The organism is Kitasatospora viridis (genome assembly GCF_007829815.1).
GTDB classification, from domain to species: Bacteria; Actinomycetota; Actinomycetes; order Streptomycetales; family Streptomycetaceae; genus Kitasatospora; species Kitasatospora viridis.
Genome location: NZ_VIWT01000006.1, coordinates 23,032 through 45,781, shown reverse-complemented (window position 1 = coordinate 45,781; position 22,750 = coordinate 23,032). Strand labels below are relative to the sequence as shown.

The following is a 22,750-nucleotide window of genomic DNA, read 5'->3' as shown; positions in this document are numbered from 1 at the left end:
CGTCTCCTTCCTGTGCGTTCTGGGCCTGGGTCACTTGGCGGCCAGCCGTTCGGCGATGGCGCTCACGGTCCGGCCCTTGAACACCAGTTGCGGGGGGACCCGGGTGCCGGTGGCCTGGGACAGCCGCATCGCGACCCGGACGGCGGCCAGCGAGTTGCCGCCGATCCGGAAGAAGTTGTCCTCGCGCCCGACCTCGGCGAGGTCGAGCACCTCGCGCACCGCGTCGGCGACCAGCCGCTCGGCCTCGGTCAGCGGGTCGGCCGCGGCGGCGCGGCGGCCGGCCGGGGCGGGCAGCGCCTTGCGGTCGACCTTGCCGTTGTGGTTGAGCGGCAGGGCGTCCAGCACGTCGAGGGTGGCGGGCACCATGTGCTCGGGCAGCAGGCCGGCCAGGTGGTCGAGCAGCGCGTCCGGGTCCACCGGTCCGGCGCCGAGGGTGACGTAGGCGGCGAGCCTGCGGTCGCCCGGGGCGGGCTCGTGGACGGTGACGGCGGCCTCCTGGACGGCCGGGTGGCGGGTGAGCGCGTCCTCGATCTCGCCGGGCTCGACCCGGAAGCCGCGGATCTTCACCTGGTCGTCGATCCGGCCGGTGACCTCCAGCAGGCCGTCGGCGTTCAGGTGGCCGAGGTCGCCGGTGCGGTAGAGGCGCTCGCCGGGGGCGCCGAACGGGTGGGCGACGAAGCGGGCGGCGGTCAGCGCGGAGCGGCCCAGGTAGCCGTAGGCGAGGCCGCCGCCGGTGGCGTACAGCTCGCCGGTGGTGCCGGGCTCGACCGGGCGCAGCAGCTCGTCCAGGACCAGCACGCCCTTGCCGTTCAGCGCGGTGCCGATCGGGACCGAGTTGCCGGCGGGGGCGGCCCGGTCGACCTGGTGGCTGGTGGTCAGGCCGAGGCTCTCGACCGGGCCGTAGCCGTTGGCGACCGCCAGCTGCGGGTAGCCGGCCAGCGCCTTGGCCACGTGGGTGACGGAGGCCCGCTCGCCGGCGGTGATGGCCAGCTTGAGGCCGTCGTAGGTCTGCGGGAACTCCTCCAGCAGGAAGTTGAACAGGCTGGCGGAGAGCTGGAGCTGGGTGACGCCGTGACGCGGGGTCAGCTCGGCGATGGCCTGCGGCTCCGGCCGCTGGCCGGGCTGCAGTACGCAGGTGCCGCCGAAGCAGAGCGCGCCGTAGAGCTCCAGCGCGAAGGCGTCCCAGGAGACCGGCGAGCACTGCAGCCAGACCTCGTCGGGGCCGAACCGGGCGTAGTCCTGGCCGAGGTAGGTGGTGGTGAGCGCGCGGTGCGGCACGGCCACGCCCTTGGGGCGGCCGGTGGAGCCGGAGGTGAACATCACGCAGGCCAGGTCGGCGCCGTCGATGGGCAGGCGCAGGTCGTGCGCCGCCTGCCGGGCCAGGTCGCCGGCCGCGGCGTCCAGGTCGAGCTGGCGCTCGACGGCGAACGGCACGGTGGCGTGCCGGTGGGTGATCACCGTGCGGGCGCCGGCGTCGGCGACCGCGCCGGCCAGCCGCTCGGCCGGGAAGTCCGGGTCGAGCAGGGTGTAGGCGGCGCCGGCCTTGAGCGCGGCCAGCAGCGCGGTGACCATCTCGGGCCCGCGCTCGGCCAGCACGGCGACGGTGTCGCCGCGGCCGATGCCGAGCTCCGTCAGGCGGCGCGCCAGGCGGTTCGCGTCGGCGTTCAACTCGCCGTACTCGATGGTGCGTTCGCCTGCGATCAGGGCGGTGGCCCGGGGGTTGCCGGCGGCCCGCGCCTCGAACAGGGCGTGCACCGGCACCTCGACGGCGGCGGCCAGGGTGCCGAGCCACTCCTCGCACAGGGCGGCCATCGCGGCGGGGCCGAACAGGTCGCTGTCGTACTCGAAGCGGCCGGTGAAGCCGGTGCCGAGGTCGTCCACCGAGACGGACAGGTCGAACCGGGAGACCGGGTTGGAGTGCAGGGCGCGGGTGACCTGGTGCCCGCCGACGGTGAACGGCCGGGTGTCCAGCGGGTGCAGCTCCAGCAGCACCTGGCAGAGCGGGTTGCGGTCCTCGGGGCGCTCCTCCAGCACGGCGGCGGCGATGTCGTCGAACGGGACCTCCTGGTGCCGGTAGCCGCCGATCGACACCTCGCGCACGTGGCGGACCAGCTCGCGGAACGAGGCGCCCTCCGCCAGCTGCAGCCGCAGCGGCAGCAGGTTGACGAAGTAGCCGATCAGGCCGTCGAGTTCGGCCCGGCCGCGGGCGTTCACCGGGGAGCCGAGCACCAGGTCGCGCTGCCCGGTGCGGCGGTGCAGGGTCAGCGCAAGGCCGGCGAGCAGCACCATGAACGGGGTGGCGTCCTCGCTGCGGGCGAGCGCCCGGACGGCCTCGGCCACCGGGTCGGGCATGGTGAACCGGTGGAAGGCGCCGCGGAAGGCCTGCTCCTCGGGCCGCGGGTGCTCCGGCTCCAGTGCGGGAGCGGTCGGTGCGTCGCGCAACTGCTGGCGCCAGTAGTCGAGCTGACGCTCCGCCTGGTCGTCCTGGTACTGCCAGGCCGCGTAGTCGCCGTACTGGACGGCCGGCTCCGGCAGCTCGGCCGCCCGGCCCTCGGCCAACGCGGCGTACAGCTCCTGGAGTTCGCCCTCCAGCACCGGCAGCGAGCCCTCGTCCCAGACGATGTGGTGGAACATCAGCAGCAGGGTGGCGGTGTCGCCGGTGCGGAACACCCGGGCCCGCAGCAGCGGTCCGGCCGCCAGGTCGAAGGGCTCCAGCGCGGCCTCGGCGACCAGTTCGTCCACCTGCTCGGCGGTGGTCTCGGTCAGGGTGAACGGCAGCTCCACGGCCGGGTGGACGACCTGGCGCGGCCCGTCCTCGGCGAGCTCGAAGGTGGTCCGCAGGCTCTCGTGCCGTGCGACCACGCCGGCCAGCGCCTGCCGCAGCAGCTCGGGGTCGACCGGTCCGGCGAAGCGGAACACCCAGGGCACCACGTAGGTCGGCGAGTCCGGGTTCCACTGGTCGAGGAACCACAGGCCGCGCTGGAACTTGGACAGCGGGGCCTCGGTGGCGCCGGTGCGGACCGGGGCCGGGCGCTCGCCGGCGGCGGCGGAGCTCACGGCGGCGGCGAACTCGGCCAGCGTCGGCGCGTCGAAGATGGTGTAGGGCGAGATCATGCCGAAGACGTCGAAGACCCGGCCGACCACCCGCACCGCGGTCAGCGAATCGCCGCCCAGGTGGAAGAAGTTGTCGTCGGCGGTCACCTCGGGCACCCCGAGCACGTCGGCCCAGACCGCCGCGATCAGCTGCTCGGCGGGGGTGCGCGGCGGCCGGCCGGCCGACTGGCCCGCGGGTGCGGCCTGCGGGGCGGGCAGCGCCGCGCGGTCCACCTTGCCGGCGGCGGTCAGCGGGAAGGCGGCCAGCGCGGTGAGGGTCGCCGGGGCCAGGTGCTCGGGCAGCCGCTCGGCCAGCCAGGGCCGCAGCTCGGCGTACTGCGGGGCATCGCCGGTCACGTAGGCGGCCAGCCGGCCCTCGTGCGCCACCACCAGGCAGCCGGTGATGCCGGGGTGGCCGGCCAGCACCTGCTCGACCTCGCCGGGCTCGACCCGGAAGCCGCGGATCTTCACCTGGTGGTCGGTGCGTCCGAGGAACTCCAGCGGACCTTCCGTTCCGGTTCGGCGCACCAGGTCCCCGGTGCGGTAGAGGCGGTCACCGGGGCCGCCGGACGGGTCAGCGACGAAGCGCTCGGCCGTCAGGCCCGGGCGGCCGAGGTAGCCGGAGGCCAACAGCGGCCCGCCGACGTAGAGTTCGCCCGCCTCACCGGCCGGCACCGGACGCAGCCGCTCGTCCAGCACGTGCAGCCGCCGGCCGCCGAGCGCGCTGCCGATCGGCACCCGGGCGTCCGGCTGCCCGCCGGCCGCGTCGAACCGGTGGGTGGTGGCGGTGATCACGGTCTCGGTCGGCCCGTAGGCGTTCAGCAGCTCGATCCCGGTGGCCGCCCGCCAGGCGGCGGCGGTGGCCGGCTCCAGCTTGTCGCTGCCGGAGACCAGCAGCCGCAGGGTGCGCGGCACCCGCCCGCCCAACGCCGCCACCACGTCCTGGAAGTAACCCGCCGCCAGGTTGGCCACGGTGACGCCCTCGGCGTCCAGCAGGTCCAGCAGCGCGGCGGGGGCCAGCAGCCGCTGCTCCGGCAGCACCAGGCAGGCACCGGCGCTCAGCGCGGCGAGCACCTGCTCCACCGCCACGTCCACGGTCGGGCGGGCGAACTGGAGCACCACGTCCCGCTCGGTCAGGCCGAACGCCTCGACGGCGGCGGCCAGGTGGCCCGTCAGGGCGGCGAGCGGCACGTGCACGCCCTTGGGGCGGCCGGTGGTGCCGGAGGTGTAGATGACGTAGCCGGGGCCGGCGGCCGTGCCGCCCGCCCGCTCGGTGAGCTCCTCACCGTCCAGGGCCAGGTCCGCGCCGGCGTCCTCGGCGATCCAGCGGTTGCGCTCCTCGGGCGCCTCCCGGTCCAGCGGCAGGTAGGTGGCGCCGGCCCGCAGCACCGCGACCAGGGCGACCACGTGGTCCAGCCGGTCGCGGCCGGTGACGGCGACGGTGCGGCCGGGGCCGAGCCGGGCCGCGAGGGCGGCGGTCAGGCCGTCCAGCTCCCGGTAGCTGACGGTCCGTCCACCGGTCCGCACGGCCGGCCGGTCCGGGAAGCGGTGGACGGCCGCGGCGAACGGCTCGAACGCGTGCTCGGCGGGCCCACCGTTTCCGGTGCGGCCTCCTGTTCCGCCAGGAAGATTTCGAGAGGACATCAGCGAACCCCAGAGGTGAGAAAGATCGGCGACGAATTGAACGATAGGGAGGATCTCCCGGCCCTACCGGCAGGAATTGAGGAAGGAAATCGGCAGTTTCACGAGCGGTTTCCGAGCAGGCTTGATCAGGCTCCGGATCAGGTCATGGTGCCGATTTCCGGGCAGGCCGGTCAGTCGACCCGGACCGGCGGAATGCGCCGGCCGACGATCGATCAGAATCCCTCCGGGGACCAGACGTCCTCCCGGTCGAGGGCCTGCGGAGCGTATTTCCCGAGCGCACTGATCAGCAATCGGAGTTCCAGCGCCAGGCATTCCGCAAAACGTCGCAGTCCGCTTTCCCGGTCCTCCGCGACGGCGAGCAGCGCCGCCCGGCCGAGGCCGACCGCGCGGGCCCCCAGGGCCAGGCTCTTGACCGCGCGGGCGCCTTCCCAGATCCGCCCCGAGACCAGCAGGCAGGGCGGCGGCGCGGCGGCCAGCCGGCGCAGGCACTCCGCGAGCGGCAGCCCGACGTGCGGCAGGAACACCCCGGGCGCCCAGCCGGTGCCGCCCTCGGCGCCGTCCACCACGACGGCGTCCGCGCCGGCCTCGTGCGCCACCCGGGCGGCCTCGGCCACGTCCCGGCCGGGGTAGAGCTTCACCCAGATCCGCACCCGCGGGTAGTTGTTGCGCATCAGCCGGATCTGCTGGCGCAGGATCTCCGCCGTGAAGGTGCCCGGGGTGGCGGTCCGCAGCACCCGCCCGTCGCCGAACAGCGCGTCCAGCCCGAACCGGTCGCCGAGCGCGGCGGCCGCCTCGGCCTCCAGCACGGTCATCCCGCCCAGGCCCGGCTTGGCGCCCTGGCCGACCTTCAACTCGAAGGCCAGGCGGCCCGATTCGAGCAGCGGCAGGGCGGCCGGGTCGCTGTGCACCAGGTTCCACACCTCGGCGTCGGCGTCCTCGGTGCTCTGCTGCACGGCCACGCCGCCCAGCCCGTCCGGGAGTTCCTCGGTGTAGGCGCGCAGCCGGCCGAGCAGGGTGCGGTCGGCGGCCTCGCCGAGCCGGCCGTAGCCGTTGACCGGCACCACGTTCTCGCCGATCACCATCGGGATGCCGAGCGCCCCGGCCTGCCGGCTCAACGCCAGCCCGAGGTCGCCGCCGGCCGCCCGGGTGGAGCCGGTCGCCGAGGCGTACACCGGCAGGGCGGAGGTGAACCCGCCGATTTCGGTGGACAGTTCGACGTCCCGGTAGTCGGGCTCGCGGCCGAGGTCGATCAGCTTGGCGAGCCGCTGCGGCAGGAAGAGCGGCGGCACGATCCGCAGCGCGTCCAGGGCATCCGGCAGCGCGGCGTGGTCGGCCGGCTCGGGGCGGCCGGCGCCGAACAGCACGTGGCCGTAGTCCTCGGCGGGCGGGAACGCGGCCGCCGCCCCGGCCCGGGCCCGCCGCCGGACCTCCTCCTCCGGGAAGCCCGGTGCGCTGAGGTCGCTCACGGGGAGACCACCCCGGGCAGCTTCGGGAAGGCGCTGGCCTGCCAGACGGCGTCCAGCCCGGCGACGTACCGGGTGAACCGCTCGACGCCGATGCCGAAGCCCGCGCTGGCCGGCACGCCCTCGCGCACCAGGTCCAGGTACCAGCGGTACTTCTGCGGGTTCTCGCCGGTCTCCCGCATCCGGGTGATGATCTCCGCGTAGTCGTTGGTGCGCTGGCTGCCGCTGCACAGCTCGCCGTAGCCCTCGGGGGCGAGCAGGTCGAAGTTGCGCAGCAGGCCCGGGTCGTCCGGGTGCTCGCGGTCGTAGAAGCCGCGCGAGCCCTTGGGGTAGTCGGTGACGAAGAACGGCCGGTCGCGCCGGGTGGAGAGCAACGCCTCGCCCGCCCAGTCGAGTTCGGCGTCCGCGCTCTGCGGATGGCCGACGCCCTGCAGCTCGGCGACCGCCTCCGCGTGCCGCATCCGGCCGAAGGAGCCCTTCAGCAGCTCGGCGAACGCCTGCGGGTCCCGGCCGAGTTCGGCGAACTCCTTGGGCAGCTCGCGCAGCGCACTGTCGACCATGTGCACCACCAGGTCCTCGGCCAGCTGCACGACATCGTCCCGGCTCGCACCGGCCACCTCGACGTCCAGCTGGTGGAACTCGGCCAGGTGGCGGCTGGTCCCGGCGGTCTCCAGCGGCTCCAGCCGGACGTTGGGGGCGATGCAGAAGATCTTGTCGAAGGCGAGCAGCGAGGCCTGCTTGTACAGGATCGCACTGGTCATCAGCTTGTACCGGTGACCGTAGAAGTCGATGTCCACCTGCTTGGAGCCGCGCGCGCCGGGGTCGGTGACCGGGCCGATGATCGGCGGCAGCAGCTCGGTGAAGCCCCGGCCTCGCAGGAACTCACGGGCAGCGGTGAGCAGTTGCTGCTGGACCCGGAGCGCGCCGCGGGTGGTCGGCGAGGTCAGGTGCCGGCCCGGGTCGGTGGGGGGCAGGGGCGTGGCGTCGGTCATGGTGGGGAGTCCTGTTCTCTCGTGGGATACGTGGGTGAAAGCTGACGGGGTGTCAGCGAACTGCGGGCAGGCCGCGGGGTGTCGGCGCGGGCAGGCGCTCGGCCAGGCCGTCGTAGCGCCGCTGGACGTGCGAGAGCGCGGTCAGCAGCCCGGCCGAGCCGAGGATCGGCGGGCGGCCCCCCTCGACCAGCCCGGCGATCGGCATCGAGCCGACCGAGGACCAGCGCAGCCACCCGTCCGCGCCGAGCGAGCTGCGGGCGCGCCCGGCGTTGTCCGGGTGCAGGCAGTACGGCACGTCCAGGTAGCCGGCCGCGAACGCCCGCACCAGCGCCCGCCCGAGGTCGGCGTCCAGGTCCAGCACCGTGCCGATCAGCGCCCTGGCCTCGGCCTCGATCCCGGTGTCCGGCGGCGCGGCGCCCGGCGGGCCGGCCCGCTCGACCGCGGCCGCAGCCGCGGCGGTCTCCAGCGCCCGCACGTTCTCGGCCACCGTCGGAATGCGGTGCGCCTCGGCCGTGGTCTTGACGATCAGTCGGGCGGCGCCGCCGCGCACGGCGAGCCGCGCCGCGTCCTCCAGCAGCAGCCGCGCGCCGCCGGGCGTGCGCGGGTAGACGCCCATGTAGGCGTACACCACCAGGTGCCGGTCCACGTCCGCCAGCAGCTCGTCGGCGATCCGGCCGAGCGCGACCAGCGCCTCCAGGTCCTGGCGGGCGTTGGCCTGCTGGGCGTAGCTGAGCGAGACGCTGCGCAGCCCGTGCTGACGGAAGAACAGCGCCTCCAGCACGCTGATCGCGATCAGCAGCGAGGGCGGGCAGAGCTGGCCCATCATGCAGCCGCCGAAGGTCTCCAGGTGCGGCTCGACGGCGGATCCGCGCGCGGCGGCCAGCAGTCGGCAGCTGCGCTGCCAGTTCGCCACCGCCTCGTGCAGCGGGGTGCGGCCGTACGGCAGGCAGTAGGAGACCGGTCCGCCCTCGGTGGCATCCAGGCCGGCCGCCAGCAGCGCCCGGACGATGCCCTCCGGCGCGGCCGAGCCGTGCCGGACCTGCACCGGGAAGCCCGCGTCCGCCACTCCGCGCAGCACGCCCCGGGTGACCTCGACCGGGTGGGTGGCGATCGGGTAGCCGTTGAGCCCCGCCCCGGCGGCCAGCGCCCGCCGGGCGGCGTCGAGGTCGCCGGTGCGGGTGTAGCTGTCCAGGGTGACGGTGCCGACGGTGACGGCGAGCGCCGCCCGGGTGGCGAGCAGGCCCGCCCGCATCGCGCCCGCCTGCGCCATGCCCATCCGCGGCTGCACCACCAGGGCGCCGGCCCGCGCGGCCTGCGCCACGAAGGCGCCGAACCCCGGCGCTTCGGCCCCGGGCGGCACGGACGGCCGCACAGCGGGCCCCGTCACGGCAGCCCCCGTCACAGCAAGACCTGCGAGCGCAGCCCCGCGACGAACTCGCGGAAGCCCGCGACCGAGGAGCCCTCCTCGAACACCGCGTCGAAGCCGGCCGCCAGCAGCACACGCTCGCGGTCGGGGTCGTCGGCTCCGGCGATGCCGAGCTTGCCGCCGATCACCGTCGGGGTGAGCCGCAGTTCGGGGCAGGCGCGCAGGGCCGGTATCACCCGCAGGCCCTCCTGGTGGCCGTGCCCGTTGACACTGCTGATCACGATCAGGTCAGGCTCGATCCGGCGGCACTCCGCGAGCAGCAGCGCGTCCGGAACGCAGGCGCCCAGGTTCGTCACCCGGTGGCCCAGTTCCTCCAGCAGCAGTTGCAGGAAGACCAGGTTCCAGGTGTGCGAATCCGAGGCCATCGTCGTCACGACGATCTCCAGCCCGTTCTGCTCGGCATTTCCGTGCTCCACAACTCAGCCCTCATCGGTAGAGATCGGCGATGGAATCCCGCCGACGCCCCGGCCGGCGGCCCGGGAATTCCGGCGCGGATTCCGCGACGGCCCAGCCCCGCCAAGAACGTTAGGAGTGAACAGGTCCGGCGAGCGGCAGCTCGTGCGGCAAGATTCGGGCAGCTAGCGGCAGATTCGGCATGACCTGTACCTGCCGTCAACCCGCCGCCAACCTGCCGTCGGCACGCCACCGACCCACCGTCAGCCCGCTGCGGCTACCGCGAACAGCGGGGCCGACACCTCGCCGACCGGCGCCAGGCGCCGCCCCGGCTCCTCGCGCACCAGGCGCCGGCACAGGTTGAGCACCGTGAACCGCACGCCATCGCGGGCGGCCACGCTGCGGATCAGCCCGCGCGAGAGCAGCTCGTGCACCGTCGCCAGGCAGGTCTGCGGCGCCCAGCCGCTGCGCACCACCGCGTCCTCCCCCGACCAGTCCCCCGGCTCGTCCACCAGGACGTCCAGCAGGGCTCTCTGACGGTCCGTCAGTCGACGGATCGCCGGCTCCACCTCGTCCCGCAGGTCGCCGCGCGCGCCGAACACCACCGGCGGGGCCGCCAGCGTGAACGGCACGGCCGCCAGCCGGGTCACCAGCTGCGCGGTGGACTGCACCAGCGCCCACCCCGCCGCGCGCTCCAACGCGCCCGGCAGGCCGTCCAGATGGCGGCAGAGCTCGGCGACGGCAGGCGCCTCGGTGCGCCCCAGGGTGTAGCCGGGGCGCAGCCTGGACAGGTGCGAGAGCAGCAGCCGCACGGCCGCGACCTGTGCCAACGCCTCCGGCTCGGCGTCGAGTTCGGGCGCCGGCACCGGCAGCGGCGCGAGCGGGATCACCTGCCCGCCGGGCAGCGGGCGGGCCTCCCGCGCGGTGATCAGCACCCGCAGCCCCGGGCAGTGGTGGAACAGCCCGTCCAGCTGGCCGGCGTCCACCCCGCCGTCCGCGCCGTCCAGCACCAGCAGCACCGGCCGGTCGCCGAGCCCCGGCACCAGGTCGTCCAGCACGCCGCGCCACGGGTGCGGGCCGCCGCCGCACTCCACCCAGCGCACCGACCAGCGGGCGGCCAGGTGCAGCCGGCGCGCCACCTCCAGCGCGAGCCGGGTCTTGCCCACTCCGCCCAGGCCGACCAGCGAGACCAGCCGGTCGCCGTGCACGGCGAAGGCGTCGGTCAGCACCTCGGCCTCCATCTCCCGGCCGACGATCGCCCCGCGCGCCACCGGCGGGGCCGCCGGCTCGCCCAGCGACTCCGGCACCAGCGGGTGCCGGCGGGCGGCCTCCTCGAAGTCCGTCCGGCTGCGGCCCTCCAGCCGCAGCGCATCCGCCAGCAGTCGGACGGTCTCGTTGCGGGGCCGGCGCACCCGGCCGCTCTCCATGTCCCGGATCGCCCGCACGCTCAGGGTGGCGTGATCGGCCAGGCACTGCTGGGTCAGCCCGATCCGCTCGCGCCGTACCCGCAGCAGCTCCCCGAAGCCCGCCGCCGTCTTCACCGCTTGCATCGACTGCACGCCGTCCATGCTTCGTCTGCCCTTCGTGATCCCGGACTCCCTGTGTCGTCGGGCCCGGCGTCGGCAACAGCACTGGGGTCCCCGCGCAGCCCGTGGTCCGACCGCGCGGGCCCCGGTGGTCAGGCTGTGGCCTCCGAACCGGTTCCCTCCGGTTCCCGATGCTCCAGGCTCGCCATCTACGCCGGATCAACGGCCGGTCACCGGCCCCACTCATGACCTTCACACTGACCTCACAGGCTGTCACCACCAGGGCGGGCCTGCTCGAACACCCTCCCGAGGGGCGGAAGTTGATCATCCGACAGGACCGCCGCAGCTGGCACGCGGAGAGCCCCGTGCACCGGCGTGCAGCCGGGCGCGTTTACCGGCCCGGGGCCGTCGGTGCCGGCAGCCTGCCCGAACGGGCAGGTGGCTGCCCCGACGGGATCGGAGCCTGCGCACCGCCACCGTGCTGCGGATCGCCGTCGTGCCGCTGCTCGCCGCCGTGCCGCTGATCGCCGCCGGCTCCGGCGACGCCGCCCTGCTCTCCCGCACCCTGCCCACCGCCCGGCACCGCCGCTTCGCCCTGGCGGTCTCGATCGGCTGGGGAACCCTCTCGGTGGCCGGGCTGCTCCTCGGAGACGGGCGTGGGCGGTGTAGGTCACAGCGGGGTTGACCTCAAGTCTGCTTGAGGTTGAAGACTCCGTGCTGTCCGAATCGCAGTGATTTAAACAGGAGAGTGATCAGCATGCGGACTGTGCAGGCGGAGCGTTTCGGCGGCCCCGAGGTTCTGGTTCCGGGCGAGGCACCGGAGCCGGTCGCCGGTCCGGGACAGGTACTGGTCGAGGTGTCCGTCGTGGGCATCACGTTCGTCGAGACCCGGATCCGCCGTGGCGTCGACCAGTGGCACGCCAAGCCCGAGCTGCCGTACGTGCCGGGCGGCATGGTGGCCGGCCGGGTGAGCGCCGTCGGGGAGGGAACGGATCCGAGCTGGATCGGTCGGCGCGTGCTGGCCGACGCGGGGCCCACGGGTGCCTTCGCCGAGCGGGTGGCCACCGATGCGCAGGGCCTGGTCCCGGTGCCCGACGGGCTGGAGCTGCGCGAGGCCGCCGCCTTGCACACCGACGGCAGCACCGCGACGGGCCTGGTCGAGGGCGCCCGGATCGTCGCCGGGGAGTGGGTGCTGGTCGAGGCGGCGGCCGGCGGTGTCGGCACCCTGCTGGTCCAGTTGGCGCAGGCGGCCGGGGCCCGGGTCATCGGGATCGCCCGCGGGGAGCGCAAGCTCGACCTGGTCCGCGCCCTGGGAGCCGAGGCCGCGATCGACTACACCGCACCGGACTGGACCGAGCAGGTGCTCAAGGCGACCGGCGGCGCGGGAGTCGACGTCGTGTTCGACGGTGTGGGCGGGGAGATCGGCCGGGCCGCGTTCGAGCTGACGGCCCGTCACGGCCGGTTCTCCGTGCACGGCGCCGCCAGCGGTCAGCTGACGGCGATCGAGCCCGCGGACGCGCAGCGGCGCGGGGTCGAGGTGATCGGGATCGAGCAGCTGTACGGCTTCCGGCCGCGGATGCGCCAGTGGGCCGAGCAGGTCATGACGGAGGCGGTCGCGGGCCGGGTCCGCCCGGTCATCGGACAGCTCTACCCGCTGGAGCAGGCCGCGGACGCGCACGCCGCGATCGAGAGCCGCAGCGCCCTGGGCAAGACCCTGCTGCTGGTCTGACCGTGTTCACCAGGCTCACCGCGCGCTGCCGCCGGCCAGGTCGGCGAGCAGCTCGCGGGCCGCCCGCGCCCCTGACGCCATGGCGCCCTGCACCGAACCCGTGGCCCGGTGGTCCCCGCAGACGTACAGCCCCGACTGCCACCTGCTCGTGCGGATCAGCGGGTGCGGCGCGGGCATCGCCGGCAGCGCCCCGTCGATCCGGTACCGGGCCAGGAACTGCCAGTCGGCGGCGTCCACCCCGTACAGCTCGCCGGCCCGCCCGCGCGCGAACGCCTCGCCCGCCGCGCCGTCCAGAACGGAGGTCGCGACCAGCGCCCGCCCGTCCGGCGAGCAGCCCGGCACCACCTCGGAGAGCACCACCGTGTTCAGCACCGCCCGGTCGGCGTCCACCACCAGGGTCGGCTCGGGCAACGGGCTGCGGGCCGCCGCGTGGTAATAGGTCGTCACCGACCGCGTGGGCACCGGCGCGAAGCCCGGCAGCAGGCGCGCGGCCGCCGCCGGCCCGGTCGCCACCACCACCGCACGCGCCCGCAGCACCGATCCGTCCGCCAGCACGACCCCGTCGGCACGGACCTCGGCCACCGGCGCACCGCACGCGACGGTGCCCGGCGCCAGCCCGGCGGCCAACTGCTCGGGGACCGCCCCGATCCCGGCCTCCGGCAGGCACAGCGTCCCGCGCAGCATGCTGCGCCACACCAGGTGGAACACCCGGCTGGAGGTCTCCAGCCCGTCCTCCAGGAACACCCCGGCCAGGAACGGCCCCAGCACGGACTCCACCGTCCGGTCGGAGACCCCCGCACCGGCCAGCGCCCGGTCCGTCGCCACGTCCCGCCCGTGCCGCAGGAGGGACGGGGGCGCGAGCGCGTCCCGGGCGGTGAGCAGTCCGAGGGCGGCCAGGTCGCGGAGCGGCAGCGCGCCGCCGCGCAGCGCCTCGGCCGCCTGGCGCGGGCGCCGGGTCGGATCGGTGACCCGGTGGTTGCCCTGACGGCCCGCCAGCAGGAACCCGGGCGTGAAGGGGCGCAGTCGCAGGGCCCGCAGCTCCAGGCGGCGCTTCACCTGCGGGTAGGCGGTGTTGAACACCTGGAAGCCGCGGTCCAGCCGGAAGCCGTCGACCAGGTCGGTGCGCATCCGGCCCCCGACACCGTCCTGCGCTTCCAGCACCCGGACCGGCCGACCGGCTGCCGCCAGGTCCAGCGCGCAGGCGAGCCCGGCGACCCCGGCGCCCACCACGATCACCGGATCCGAGCCGGCCGTCTCCGTGCTGGTCACCCGCACTCCCTCGCCTCGCGGTCACTGCTGACCCAGTGTCACCCGCGACCACCCCGTTGCGGGGTGCACGACGCGCGGCGCCGGGTGGGAGGGCGCCCGCATTCGCAGCGAGAAGGGCCTGCGCCGGGGTGGACGAGCGGCGGCCGCCGATCAGCCGCTGACGTTGAGCGTCGCGTACTCCTCGACCCCGAGATCGGTCAACACGCCCCGGAGCCGGTCCAACGCCCTGTCCCGGTCCAGGCCCGGCTCGATCTCCAGGTCGAGATGGCAACGTCCCATCCCACTGCCGGCTCCCGTGACCTCACCATCGGAGCCGAACGCGGCCTCCAACGCCTCCTCGACCTCGTCACGGTCGATCGGCAGTCCGGCGAAGACGATCTCCACGAACACCACGGTCCTCCCTCTCAACCCGGCGAACCATACCGGTCAGGCTCTAGTCCGGCGGGCGCTGGAGGAGCCGTCGGGAGGCCTCGAAGCCCAGCCGTTCGTACACCGGTACGGCCCGGCGGCCGGAGTGGACCGTCACGCGCAGGGAGCCCAGGCGGGTCGCGTGCTGCGAGGCGGCGTCCACGAGTGCCGAGCCGATCCCCCGGCCCCGGTGCTCCGGCAGGACGAAGACGCTCTGTATGTCCCCGGCCAGGCGGTTCGTCGCGCCGGGCCGGGGCACGCGGGGTACCAGGGCGACCCAGGCCATGCCGACGATCTGCGGCTCGTGGAGCCGGGCCACGTAGGCCAGGTGCGAGTCCCGGCGGGTGTCCCACCACTGGGCGAGCTGCGCGGCGAAGGCGTCGACGGCCGGACCGCCCGGCTCCTCGTGGTGGGTGTCCAGCCAGAGCAGCCGGGCCAGCTCGGCGACGTCGTCCGGGCCGGCCTGACTGATCATCACGGCGCGAGTCTAGCCAGCGCTCCCGCCGGCCGGCCCCGCCGGGTCGCCGCCTAGCTCAGGGTCTTGAGCGAGGCCGCGTCGTAGGGCTTCAGCTCGTCGAGCCGGCCGCCCAGCACCTTCGCCGCCCACTGCGGGTCCTGGAGCAGCGCGCGGCCGACGGCGACCAGGTCGAACTCCCCGCACTCCATGCGGTCGAGCAGCTCGTCGATCGCCTTGAGCGGCGAGCCCTGGCCGGCCAGGGCGTCGAGGAACTCGCCGTCCAGGCCGACCGAGCCGACGGTGATGGTGGGCTTGCCGGTGAGCTTCTTGGTCCAGCCCGCCAGGTTCAGCTCCGAGCCCTCGAACTCCGGCAGCCAGTAGCGGCGGGTGGAGGCGTGGAACGCGTCGATGCCGGCCTCGGCGAGCGGGGCCAGGATCGCGGCCAGCTCCTGCGGGGTCTCGGCGAGCCGGGCGTCGTAGGCGTCCTGCTTCCACTGCGAGTAGCGGAAGATCACCGGGAACTCGGGCGAGACGCGCTCGCGGACCGCCGCCACGACCTCGGCGGCGAACTTGGTCCGGGCCACCGGGTCGCCGCCGTACTCGTCGGTGCGACGGTTCGTGCCGGCCCACAGGAACTGGTCGATCAGGTAGCCGTGGGCGCCGTGCAGCTCGACGCCGTCGAAGCCGATCCGCTCGGCCTCGGCGGCGGCCTCGGCGAACGCGCCGATCACGGCGTCCAGGTCACTGCGGGTCATCGCCCGGCCGGTGCCCTCGGTGCCGTCGGTCCGCACGCCCGAGGGGCCGACCGCCGGGGCGTCGGCGTACGGCGGCTTGCCCGCCCGGCGCACCATGCCGATGTGCCACAGCTGCGGCACGATCAGCCCGCCCGCCTCGTGCACGGCCTCGGCGACCTGCGCCCACCCGGCCAGCTGCTCCTCGCCGTGGAACCGCGGCACCCGGTCGCTCATCCCCGCCGACTCGTGTCCGACGTAGGTCCCCTCGGTCACGATCAGCCCCACGCCGGCGCCGGCCCGGCGAGCGTAGTACGAGCGCACGTCCTCGCCGGGCACGCCGCCCGGCGAGAACTGCCGCGTCATCGGCGCCATCACGATGCGGTTCGGGACGGTCAGCCCGTTCAGGGCGACGGGCCGGGAGAGGATCTCGGCCGCGCGGGCGGCGGGGGACGCGGAAGCGGTCACGGGTTTTGCTCCTTGGTACCAGACGGTGCACAGGCACGGTGCACACGCACGATGTACACGCACGTGTGGACCGCGCGCAAGGAGCAACCGTCGCGGCGCCGCGGACATTTCGCCGCCGCGCCGCGCCGCCGTGTGATCCGGGACACCCGCCCACGGCCTTCACCGGCCTCCGACCAGCTGTTATGCGGTCGCCGTCAGCTCTTCCTCCCGGTCGGGCGCGAGCAGCAGGAAGCGTTCGCGGTCGGCGGCGGCGCCCGCCCGGTCGCCGGTGCGGCCCCGGCAGATCGCGCGGTGCAGCAGGGCGTCCGGCTCGTCCGGGTCGGCGGCCAGCGCCTCGTCGAAGTCGGCGATCGCCTCCTTCCACTGGCCCAGGGCCTCGCGCACCGTGCCCCGGTTGAAGAGCATCGCCGGGTCGGGCAGCAGCGCGACCGCCCGGTCGAGGTCGGCCAGCGCGCCGGTCAGGTCGTCCTGCTCGAAGACCACGGCGGCCCGGGTCGCCCACGCCTCGGCCAGGGTCTCGTCCAGGGCGATGGCGGCGTCCAGTTCGGCGCGGGCCGCGGCCAGGTCGCCGGAGTCCATCGCCAGCCGGCCGGCCAGGCTGTGCAGGTGCGGGTGCTCCGGCGCCCGTTCCAGCGCCGCCGCCACCAGCGGGCCCGCCTGCTCGGCCTCGCCCTCCTGCAGCAGCAGTCCGGCGAGGTTGACGTAGGCGTCCACGAAGCCCGGGTCGATCTCCACCACGTAGGCGAAGTCGGCGACGGCGCCCGCGATGTCACCGCAGGCCGCGCGCAGGTCGCCCCGGTTGTAGTAGACCTCGGGGAACGGCGGGGAGAGCCGGATCGCGGTGTCGTACTCGGCCAGCGCCTCCTCCGTGCGGCCGAGCCGGCGCAGCACCGAGGCGGCGTCGAAGTGGTACTCGGCGTAGTTCGGGTCCGCTTCGATGACCGACTGGAAGTCGGCGAGCGCCTCGTCGAGCCGGCCGAGGCCGCTGAGCACCTGGGCCCGGTTGTGGCGCAGCACCGAGCGGTGCAGCAGGTGCTCGCCGGTGCCCAGGTCGTGGTCCAGCCGCTCCAGGCCCTCGGCGACCAGGCGCAGCGCGTCCTCGGGCCGGGCGAGGTGACCCTCGATCAGCGCGCGGCCGTTCTTGTGGAACACCGTGTTGAAGGCGCGCTCCTTGGGGTCCGGCAGCAGGTGCGCGATGGCGATCGCCTGGTTGATCCAGGCCATCGCCTTGTGGTGGTCCTTGCGGTCCTCGTCGTGGTGGCGGGTGTAGAGCATCGCCGTGGCGTAGGCCGCCTGCATGTGGATGGTCGGGTTGACGGTGAACGCCCGTGCCTCGTCGTAGAGTTCCTCGGCCTCGACGGGCCGGCCGAGGGCGGCCAGCGAGGTGGTGGTCTTGGTGGTGAAGGTCCACCACTGCTCGTAGGCGGCGCTCCAGTCGATCAGGGCCCGGCCGCGCTTGCCGAAGTCGACGGTGGCCTCGTAGAACCCGTGGTCGATGCAGTAGTTGAGGCCGTGCTCCAGTGCGGCGGCGCCCGGGCCGGCCGGGTCGGTGCCGAGCTCGCGGTGGAACGGGATGGCGCCCAGGCGCAGCGACTGGGAGTCCAGCGCCTCCAGCTCCTCGGCCCGCCAGTCGTGCAGCACGCGCCGCTCGGCCTCCGGCAGGCTCTCGTAGGCCCGCGCCAATTCCGGTTCGGTGCTCAGGCATTCGGTGGCGACGTAGCTACGGGCCTGCTCCACCAGCAGGGCTCCGACCGGTTCCGGCCGGAGCCGGTCGGGGGCCTGGGGCGCGACGACGTCGAAGCGCTCGGCGTGCTGGGCCAGCATGGCCGCCAACTCGCCGTCGGCGGGCGGCTCTTCGCGGGTCGCGATGACCAGGGTGAGCAGCGCCGGGTCCAGCCTGCGCACCAGCACCCCGAGGAACTCCCGGTCCAGCGGGTCGGCTTCGTCCACCCGGTCGAACCAGAGCGACACCGGCTGATCCGTCATCGCCGCCACCACGTCGCGCAGGCACTCGGTGAGGCCGTGCGCGATCCGCAGGGTGCGCAGCCGGGAGTAGAACCGGGTGCGCTCCGAGGGCACCGCCAGCGAGGTGAGGGTCTCCCGGGTGGCCGCCATCGTGAGCCGCAACTCCGGTGCCACGGTCAGGAGTTCGACGTCGTGCGCGGCGAGCGCGTCGGCCGCGAGCTGGCCTGCGGCCTGGCCGGCGAGCCGGCCCGCCCGGGCGTGCAGCTCGCGCGCCAGCGTGCCGGCCGCGGTGTACGGGCCGCGCAGTCGGCGGTGCGCGTTGATCGGCGCCAGCAGCGCCGGCGGAAGCTGCGACCAGCCCGGCACCTCGGACGACCAGCCGCCCGGCGACGCCAGGTCAGCGGGGCCGACGATCCAACGGTGGCGCGGTCGGTCAGACATCTGTGTCTCCAGTCTCCGGTCAGGACGGGGTGGTGGCCGCCGCGGCGGCCCCGGCGGCGTGACGGCGGCGGCGCTCCTGCAGCGCCAGCCAGAGGGCGAAGCCGAGTTGGGCGAGATTCAGGGAGAGGAAGACCGCGCTGTCGAGCAGTCCGCCGACGCTCTGCGTGCCCGGGTCCGCCAGTCGGCCGAGGACCCGGCCGAACACCCGGACCGCGATCGGGACGACGATGAAGCCGAGCGAGCCGAACGAGAAGGTCCAGCCGGCCAGCAGCAGCCAGGAGTACCAGCGCGCCGCCGCCCGGTCGCGCGGGTGCCACAGCTCCGGGTCGGTCATCCGCTCCGGCCGGCCGACCAGCCGGTTCCACCGGTTGCGCAGCACCGCGCGCGCCGTCCCCTGCAGGTCGACGCAGCCGAGCACCGTGACGGCCACGTAGTAGAGGTCGGTCTCCAAGTAGAGGAAGAACTGCCAGATCAGCCGCAGCACCGTCATGTAGGAAGTGGCCAGCAGGATGCCGCCGGCCAGGCCGAGCCTGCCGTCCGGATGCCGCGTCAGGTCGGCGGCCAGCGTCAGCAGCATGATGACCAGCAGGTCCGCGAGCATCCCGGCGAGCATCGGCAGGAAGCGCTTGCGCCGGGGCACGGCGACCAGGCCGTCCATCTCGGTGAGGAAGACGATGTAGTAGAGGCGCCGGCCGATGGTCAGCCGGGAGGAGAGGCCGAGCCGGCGGCCGGCCAGGGCGTGGAACGACTCGTGCAGGAGCAGCAGCGGGATCTGCCCGAGGAAGGTGACCAGTTCGATCACCGACATGTACTTGGTGAAGAACAGGTTGTTGTTGGCCGGCACCAGGTCGTGGTGCTCCGCCATCGCCACGGCGGTGAGCACCGCCAGGGCAAGGAGGAGGAGCCCCGAGAGCGGCGAGAAGACCAGCCGGCCGAGTCGCGCCCAGCGCACGGGGCGTGCCGGCCCGGCGGCTTCGGCTGCGGCCTCCCCGGTCGGCGCCAGGAAGTCCAACTCGCCCAGCGCCTCCAGGAAATCACCCAGGTCGACGGACTCGCCGTAGGTCTCCAGGTACCAGCTCGCCCCCTCGCCGAGCGTGCACCCCTCGCCGAGCCGGCGCAGCAGTTCGGCGCCGTCGGCGGGCAGTACGGCGTAGGAGTCGGTGGCCGCGCAGCCCACGGTGACCTCGTCGCCCTCGGGCAGGTAGGTCAGCGGGTGCAGCCGGATCCGCGCATCCAGGTCGACGCCGACGCCCACGGGGTCGGGCCCGGCCGCGTCGGGCCGTTCGTCCGCCGGGCGGGGTGTCGCACCGTCATGCTGCGCCGCGGTACCGGGCATCTGCGCCGCTCCTTCGACTCGTCTCGTTACTGCTGGTGGTCGGGATCCGGCCCGACCGGTGGTCGGCCGACGGGCCGACCACCGGAGACGGACCCGCGCCTAGAACGGGCCGGTGGTGGTGTTACCACCACAGCTGCCGTAGAGCGCGGCGGCGCTGGTCAGGCGCACGGCACCCGGCTTGCGGATAGCGATCTTCTTCATCACGTCACCCCTTTCCGTGAGGTGTGGGCCCCTCAAGAGGGCATCAGGCGTTGCGGATACCGCCACAGGTGCCGTAGAGCGCGATGGCAGCGCTGGTCAGGCGGACGGCACCCGGCTTGCGGATGGCGATCTTCTTCATGACGTCACCTCCTTCCGTCTTCCGTCAGGTGTGGGCCCTCAGCAGGGCATCAGGCGTTGCGGATACCGCCGCCGCAGCTGCCGTAGAGCGCAATGGCAGCGCTGGTCAGACGCACGGCACCCGGCTTGCGGATGGCGATCTTCTTCATGAGGTCACCCCCTTCCACGCAGATCGACGGGACAGGTCGACACGGCCTTCTCGACTCCGCTCAACACGCCGTCAGGCGTTGCGGATGACGATGACGCCGCCGCCACAGCTGCCGTAGAGCGCGACGGCGGCGCTGGTCAGGCGCACGGAGCCGGGCTTGCGAATGGTGATCTTCTTCATGTCGTCACCTCCTCGGGGCCACTCATGACCGTTCGTCATCGAGCGCGACCGGAGTCCGACGGAGCGACCGGGCGCGCGCAGGTGAGCATCCTGGACTCACCTCGCGGGCGGGAGCACGAACCCGTGCGCGACGGGAATCGCCCGATATTTTCTCTGGCTGCCTCGATGCCGACTGTCATTCATCTCTGCTGACGGCCTTGCGGTGACGAACATAGGGCCAGCCGTGTCGGCGGTCAAGAACACGGGGACACATCAAAGTCCCTGCAGTCACGGGAAGTTGATCACGCCTCGAAGGTTTGAATCCGCTTAGCCGCACGGCGGGCGCCCACTCGTCCCAGCACTCGGCCAAGCACTCGTCCCAGCAAAGGAAAAGGGCCGGGCAGCTGCCCGGCCCTCCCCCGACGATCCGTCACCTCATCAGCGCTTGCCCTCGACCCACTCCGCGTAGCCGATCCGGTCCACCGCGGCCACCTCCACCCCGATCCCCCACTCGTTGCGCCCCAGCCGCGACAGCGGACGCAGCAACCCGATCTCCGGGTGCCCGTCGACCAACACCGCCTCGTCCACCGCCATGTGCACCACCTCCCCGAACACCACGGTCCCGTCCCCCAGGCTGACGGTGCTGTGCAGCCGGCACTCCAACGCCACCGGCGACCCCGCCACCCTGGCCGGCTTCACCCGCGCCGACGGCTCGGCCACCAGCCCGATCGCCTCGAACTCGTCCACCTCCGCCGGGAAGTCCGTCCCCGACGCGTTCACCTCGGCCATCAACGCCTCCGGCGCCAGGCACACCACGAACTCCCGCGTCTCCATCACGTTCCGCAGCGAGTCCCGACTCGCCACCGACGTGAACTGCACGATCGGCGGCTGCGTGCTGGCTATCGTGAAGAACGAGTGCGGTGCGAGGTTCGGTATAAAGCGATCCTTGCTGATCGTGGAGATCCAGGCGATGGGCCGCGGCACGACGGTGGCGGTGAGCAACCGGTACACGTCGTTGCGGGCCATGGTCTGAGGGTCGAAGTCGATACGCATGCCCATAAGTATCCAGGGCCGTGCGCAGGCGGCGGATCCTAGCTGTGGATCGCGGTGCCACCAAGCTCGTGGTTCTGACGGAAGGTGCCCGATGCCGGCAGGCACGAGCCCTGGAGCAGTACCGTCATGACCGAACCGATCGCCCTGCTCGACGCGCCATTCGACTGGGACGGCGTCGAGATCCCCGCCCACGCCCGCGGCGGCCGGGTCACCCTCAACCTGTACGACGAGCTGTCAAAGTTCGTCCCGCGCCGCCCCGGCGTGTACCTACGCATCTCCTCCGATCGCTTCGGCCTGGAGGCCGGCGTCGACCGCCAGCTGGAGGATGCCGAAGACACTCGCTCGCGTCTGCGCTGGGGCCCGTTCGCGAAGGTCTACAAGGAGAACGACACCTCCGCCTTCAAGAAGCGCAAGATCACCCGCAGCGACGGCAGCGTGGACTGGGTCGTCATCCGCCCCGAGTTCCGCCGCCTGCTCGCCGACCTCGCCGCCGGGGTGATCGACGGGGTCATCTTCTACGACCTCGACCGCCTGGTCCGCCAACCCCGCGACCTGGAGGACCTGATCGACATCGTCGAGCACACCCAGCGCCCGGTCGTCGGCGCCACCGGCGGCCGGATGAACCTCATCAACGACAGCGACCGCCACATGGCCCGCTTGATGTGCGTCATGGCCCTCAAGTCCTCCGAGGACACGGCCCGCCGCGTTGCCCGCTCGAAGCCGTCCAGGATGTCCTTTGACGTCGTTGCGGCGCCGGATCTCCTTGTTGAGCCGTTCCTCCGGGTTGTTCGACCAGATCGACTTCCAGACCGTGCGGGGGAACGCGGCGAAGGAGAGCAGGTCCTCGCGAGCGTTCTCCAAGTGCTCGGCTGCTTTGGGGAATCGCTCGTCGAGGGCGGCGAGCACAGTGGCCATCTGCTGGCGGACGGCCTTCGCGTCGGGCTGTTCGAAGACGATCCGCAGCAGGGTCGCGGCCCAGGGCTGGGCGGGCTTGGGGACCTGCGAGAGCAGATTCCTGGCGTAGTGCGTTCGGCATCTCTGCCAGGATGCCCCGGGCAGGGTCGCTCCGATCGCGTCCACCAGTCCTGCGTGGGCGTCGGAGACGACGAGCCCCCCGGGGGGTCTTCGTGGAGTTGAACTCGTACGCCACTACCCGGCGCACAGCCGCACCGACTCACTGGTGCGAAGGCGGATGCCCGACCCGCCGTCGTTCTCAAGCGGGTCGGGCATCCGGGTGCGGAGCGGGGCCGGTCAGTAGAACAGGTCGGGGCTGAGCTGGTAGTCGTAGCCCGAGCCGCCGGGCCAGTAGAAGCGGACCTCGGCCTTGTAATCGTGGCCCGCGGTCGGGTCGGTGAGGGTCCAGGTGAAGCTGTAGGGGCCGCTGTGGCAGGGGAAGGTGGTGTCCAGGGCCTTGCCGCCGGCGGTGTAGTCCCAGAGGATCACCTCCTCGTTGCAGTTGCCGTTGCCGAAGTTGCTGGTCGCCGTCGCGGTGACCTGGCCGTTGCCCGCACTCACGCACGCCTGCTCGGTGGCGGTGCCGCCGCAGCCGCCGCCGCTCGAAGCCACGGCGGTTCCAGCGCTGCCTGCCAGTGCGATGCCGGTGGCCAAGGCCGTGCCGACCAGGGCCGCGGCCGCCTTCCTGAGACCATTGACGAACATGGTGATCCTCCTGCTCACTTCGGCCCGGTCCGATCGCCGGGCACGTGAACA

General features: G+C 73.6%; 16 protein-coding genes and 2 pseudogenes. 3 read left to right on the top strand and 15 right to left on the bottom strand.

Annotated features, from left to right (window positions below; translation table 11 throughout):
* Positions 1 to 30: 30 nt before the first annotated feature.
* The 6 genes from FHX73_RS39415 to FHX73_RS39390 form a co-directional block, all read right to left on the bottom strand.
* Entirely contained in the window at positions 31 to 4,737 is a 4,707-nt protein-coding gene (locus FHX73_RS39415; RefSeq protein ID WP_145910882.1) for a non-ribosomal peptide synthetase, read from the bottom strand.
* Positions 4,738 to 4,949: 212 nt separating this feature from the next.
* Positions 4,950 to 6,203 (bottom strand): glutamate synthase-related protein, encoded by a 1,254-nt coding sequence (locus tag FHX73_RS39410; protein WP_145910881.1) that lies wholly within the window; start codon positions 6,201 to 6,203, stop codon positions 4,950 to 4,952.
* On the bottom strand, positions 6,200 to 7,192 hold the full coding sequence (locus FHX73_RS39405) for an asparagine synthetase A (protein ID WP_145910880.1): 993 nt from the start codon (positions 7,190 to 7,192) through the stop codon (positions 6,200 to 6,202). Before FHX73_RS39405 ends, FHX73_RS39410 begins: the two co-directional genes overlap by 4 nt.
* A 52-nt stretch (positions 7,193 to 7,244) precedes the next feature.
* Positions 7,245 to 8,579, bottom strand: coding sequence for a methylaspartate mutase (locus tag FHX73_RS39400; protein WP_246214175.1), 1,335 nt, complete (start codon positions 8,577 to 8,579; stop codon positions 7,245 to 7,247).
* Positions 8,580 to 8,590: 11 nt separating this feature from the next.
* Positions 8,591 to 8,983: a cobalamin B12-binding domain-containing protein gene (locus FHX73_RS39395; protein ID WP_145911325.1), complete on the bottom strand. Its 393-nt coding sequence runs from the start codon at positions 8,981 to 8,983 to the stop codon at positions 8,591 to 8,593.
* Positions 8,984 to 9,274: 291 nt separating this feature from the next.
* Positions 9,275 to 10,561: a helix-turn-helix domain-containing protein gene (locus FHX73_RS39390; protein WP_246214216.1), complete on the bottom strand. Its 1,287-nt coding sequence runs from the start codon at positions 10,559 to 10,561 to the stop codon at positions 9,275 to 9,277.
* 454 nt (positions 10,562 to 11,015) lie between these two features.
* Between FHX73_RS39390 and FHX73_RS39385 the strand changes: the two genes are divergently transcribed.
* Both FHX73_RS39385 and FHX73_RS39380 read left to right on the top strand, forming a co-directional pair.
* Positions 11,016 to 11,222, top strand: a complete 207-nt coding sequence (locus tag FHX73_RS39385) for a hypothetical protein (protein ID WP_145910878.1) — start codon at positions 11,016 to 11,018, stop codon at positions 11,220 to 11,222.
* 72 nt (positions 11,223 to 11,294) lie between these two features.
* Complete coding sequence (locus FHX73_RS39380) at positions 11,295 to 12,266, top strand: zinc-binding dehydrogenase (RefSeq protein WP_145910877.1); 972 nt, start codon at positions 11,295 to 11,297, stop codon at positions 12,264 to 12,266.
* A gap of 15 nt (positions 12,267 to 12,281) precedes the next feature.
* On the opposite strand, the gene FHX73_RS39375 is transcribed toward FHX73_RS39380, so the two are convergent.
* The 7 genes from FHX73_RS39375 to FHX73_RS39345 form a co-directional block, all read right to left on the bottom strand.
* Positions 12,282 to 13,535, bottom strand: coding sequence for an NAD(P)/FAD-dependent oxidoreductase (locus FHX73_RS39375; protein ID WP_145910876.1), 1,254 nt, complete (start codon positions 13,533 to 13,535; stop codon positions 12,282 to 12,284).
* A 150-nt stretch (positions 13,536 to 13,685) separates the two neighbouring features.
* Positions 13,686 to 13,925: a hypothetical protein gene (locus FHX73_RS39370; protein WP_145910875.1), complete on the bottom strand. Its 240-nt coding sequence runs from the start codon at positions 13,923 to 13,925 to the stop codon at positions 13,686 to 13,688.
* Between the two features lie 43 nt (positions 13,926 to 13,968).
* On the bottom strand, positions 13,969 to 14,418 hold the full coding sequence (locus FHX73_RS39365; protein ID WP_246214215.1) for a GNAT family N-acetyltransferase: 450 nt from the start codon (positions 14,416 to 14,418) through the stop codon (positions 13,969 to 13,971).
* 53 nt (positions 14,419 to 14,471) lie between these two features.
* Positions 14,472 to 15,599, bottom strand: a complete 1,128-nt coding sequence (locus FHX73_RS39360) for an NADH:flavin oxidoreductase (protein WP_145910873.1) — start codon at positions 15,597 to 15,599, stop codon at positions 14,472 to 14,474.
* Positions 15,600 to 15,779: 180 nt separating this feature from the next.
* Positions 15,780 to 18,005, bottom strand: a complete 2,226-nt coding sequence (locus tag FHX73_RS39355; RefSeq protein WP_145910872.1) for a tetratricopeptide repeat protein — start codon at positions 18,003 to 18,005, stop codon at positions 15,780 to 15,782.
* Positions 18,006 to 18,024: 19 nt separating this feature from the next.
* Positions 18,025 to 19,341 (bottom strand): hypothetical protein, encoded by a 1,317-nt coding sequence (locus FHX73_RS39350; protein ID WP_211786482.1) that lies wholly within the window; start codon positions 19,339 to 19,341, stop codon positions 18,025 to 18,027.
* Positions 19,342 to 20,425: 1,084 nt separating this feature from the next.
* Entirely contained in the window at positions 20,426 to 21,040 is a 615-nt protein-coding gene (locus tag FHX73_RS39345; RefSeq protein ID WP_145910871.1) for a flavin reductase family protein, read from the bottom strand.
* Between the two features lie 126 nt (positions 21,041 to 21,166).
* Here FHX73_RS39345 and FHX73_RS46880 point away from each other — a divergent pair.
* Positions 21,167 to 21,694, top strand: a pseudogene (locus tag FHX73_RS46880) (recombinase family protein); the annotation flags it as partial.
* Between the two features lie 12 nt (positions 21,695 to 21,706).
* On the opposite strand, the pseudogene FHX73_RS45320 reads toward FHX73_RS46880, so the two are convergent.
* Positions 21,707 to 22,150, bottom strand: a pseudogene (locus tag FHX73_RS45320) (transposase); the annotation flags it as partial.
* Between the two features lie 141 nt (positions 22,151 to 22,291).
* Positions 22,292 to 22,699: a hypothetical protein gene (locus FHX73_RS39335; protein ID WP_145910869.1), complete on the bottom strand. Its 408-nt coding sequence runs from the start codon at positions 22,697 to 22,699 to the stop codon at positions 22,292 to 22,294.
* Positions 22,700 to 22,750 lie beyond the last annotated feature (51 nt).

Excerpts from the sequence above, each read along its gene's own strand:
- FHX73_RS39415 (WP_145910882.1), bottom strand. The coding sequence starts at position 4,737 with ATGTCCTCTCGAAATCTTCCTGGCGGAACAGGAGGCCGCACCGGAAAC.
- FHX73_RS39405 (WP_145910880.1), bottom strand. The coding sequence starts at position 7,192 with ATGACCGACGCCACGCCCCTGCCCCCCACCGACCCGGGCCGGCACCTG.
- FHX73_RS39395 (WP_145911325.1), bottom strand. The coding sequence starts at position 8,983 with ATGGCCTCGGATTCGCACACCTGGAACCTGGTCTTCCTGCAACTGCTG.
- FHX73_RS39390 (WP_246214216.1), bottom strand. The coding sequence starts at position 10,561 with ATGCAAGCGGTGAAGACGGCGGCGGGCTTCGGGGAGCTGCTGCGGGTA.
- FHX73_RS39380 (WP_145910877.1), top strand. The coding sequence starts at position 11,295 with ATGCGGACTGTGCAGGCGGAGCGTTTCGGCGGCCCCGAGGTTCTGGTT.
- FHX73_RS39365 (WP_246214215.1), bottom strand. The coding sequence starts at position 14,418 with ATGATCAGTCAGGCCGGCCCGGACGACGTCGCCGAGCTGGCCCGGCTG.
- FHX73_RS39355 (WP_145910872.1), bottom strand. The coding sequence starts at position 18,005 with ATGTCTGACCGACCGCGCCACCGTTGGATCGTCGGCCCCGCTGACCTG.
- FHX73_RS39350 (WP_211786482.1), bottom strand. The coding sequence starts at position 19,341 with ATGCCCGGTACCGCGGCGCAGCATGACGGTGCGACACCCCGCCCGGCG.
- FHX73_RS39345 (WP_145910871.1), bottom strand. The coding sequence starts at position 21,040 with ATGCGTATCGACTTCGACCCTCAGACCATGGCCCGCAACGACGTGTAC.
- FHX73_RS39335 (WP_145910869.1), bottom strand. The coding sequence starts at position 22,699 with ATGTTCGTCAATGGTCTCAGGAAGGCGGCCGCGGCCCTGGTCGGCACG.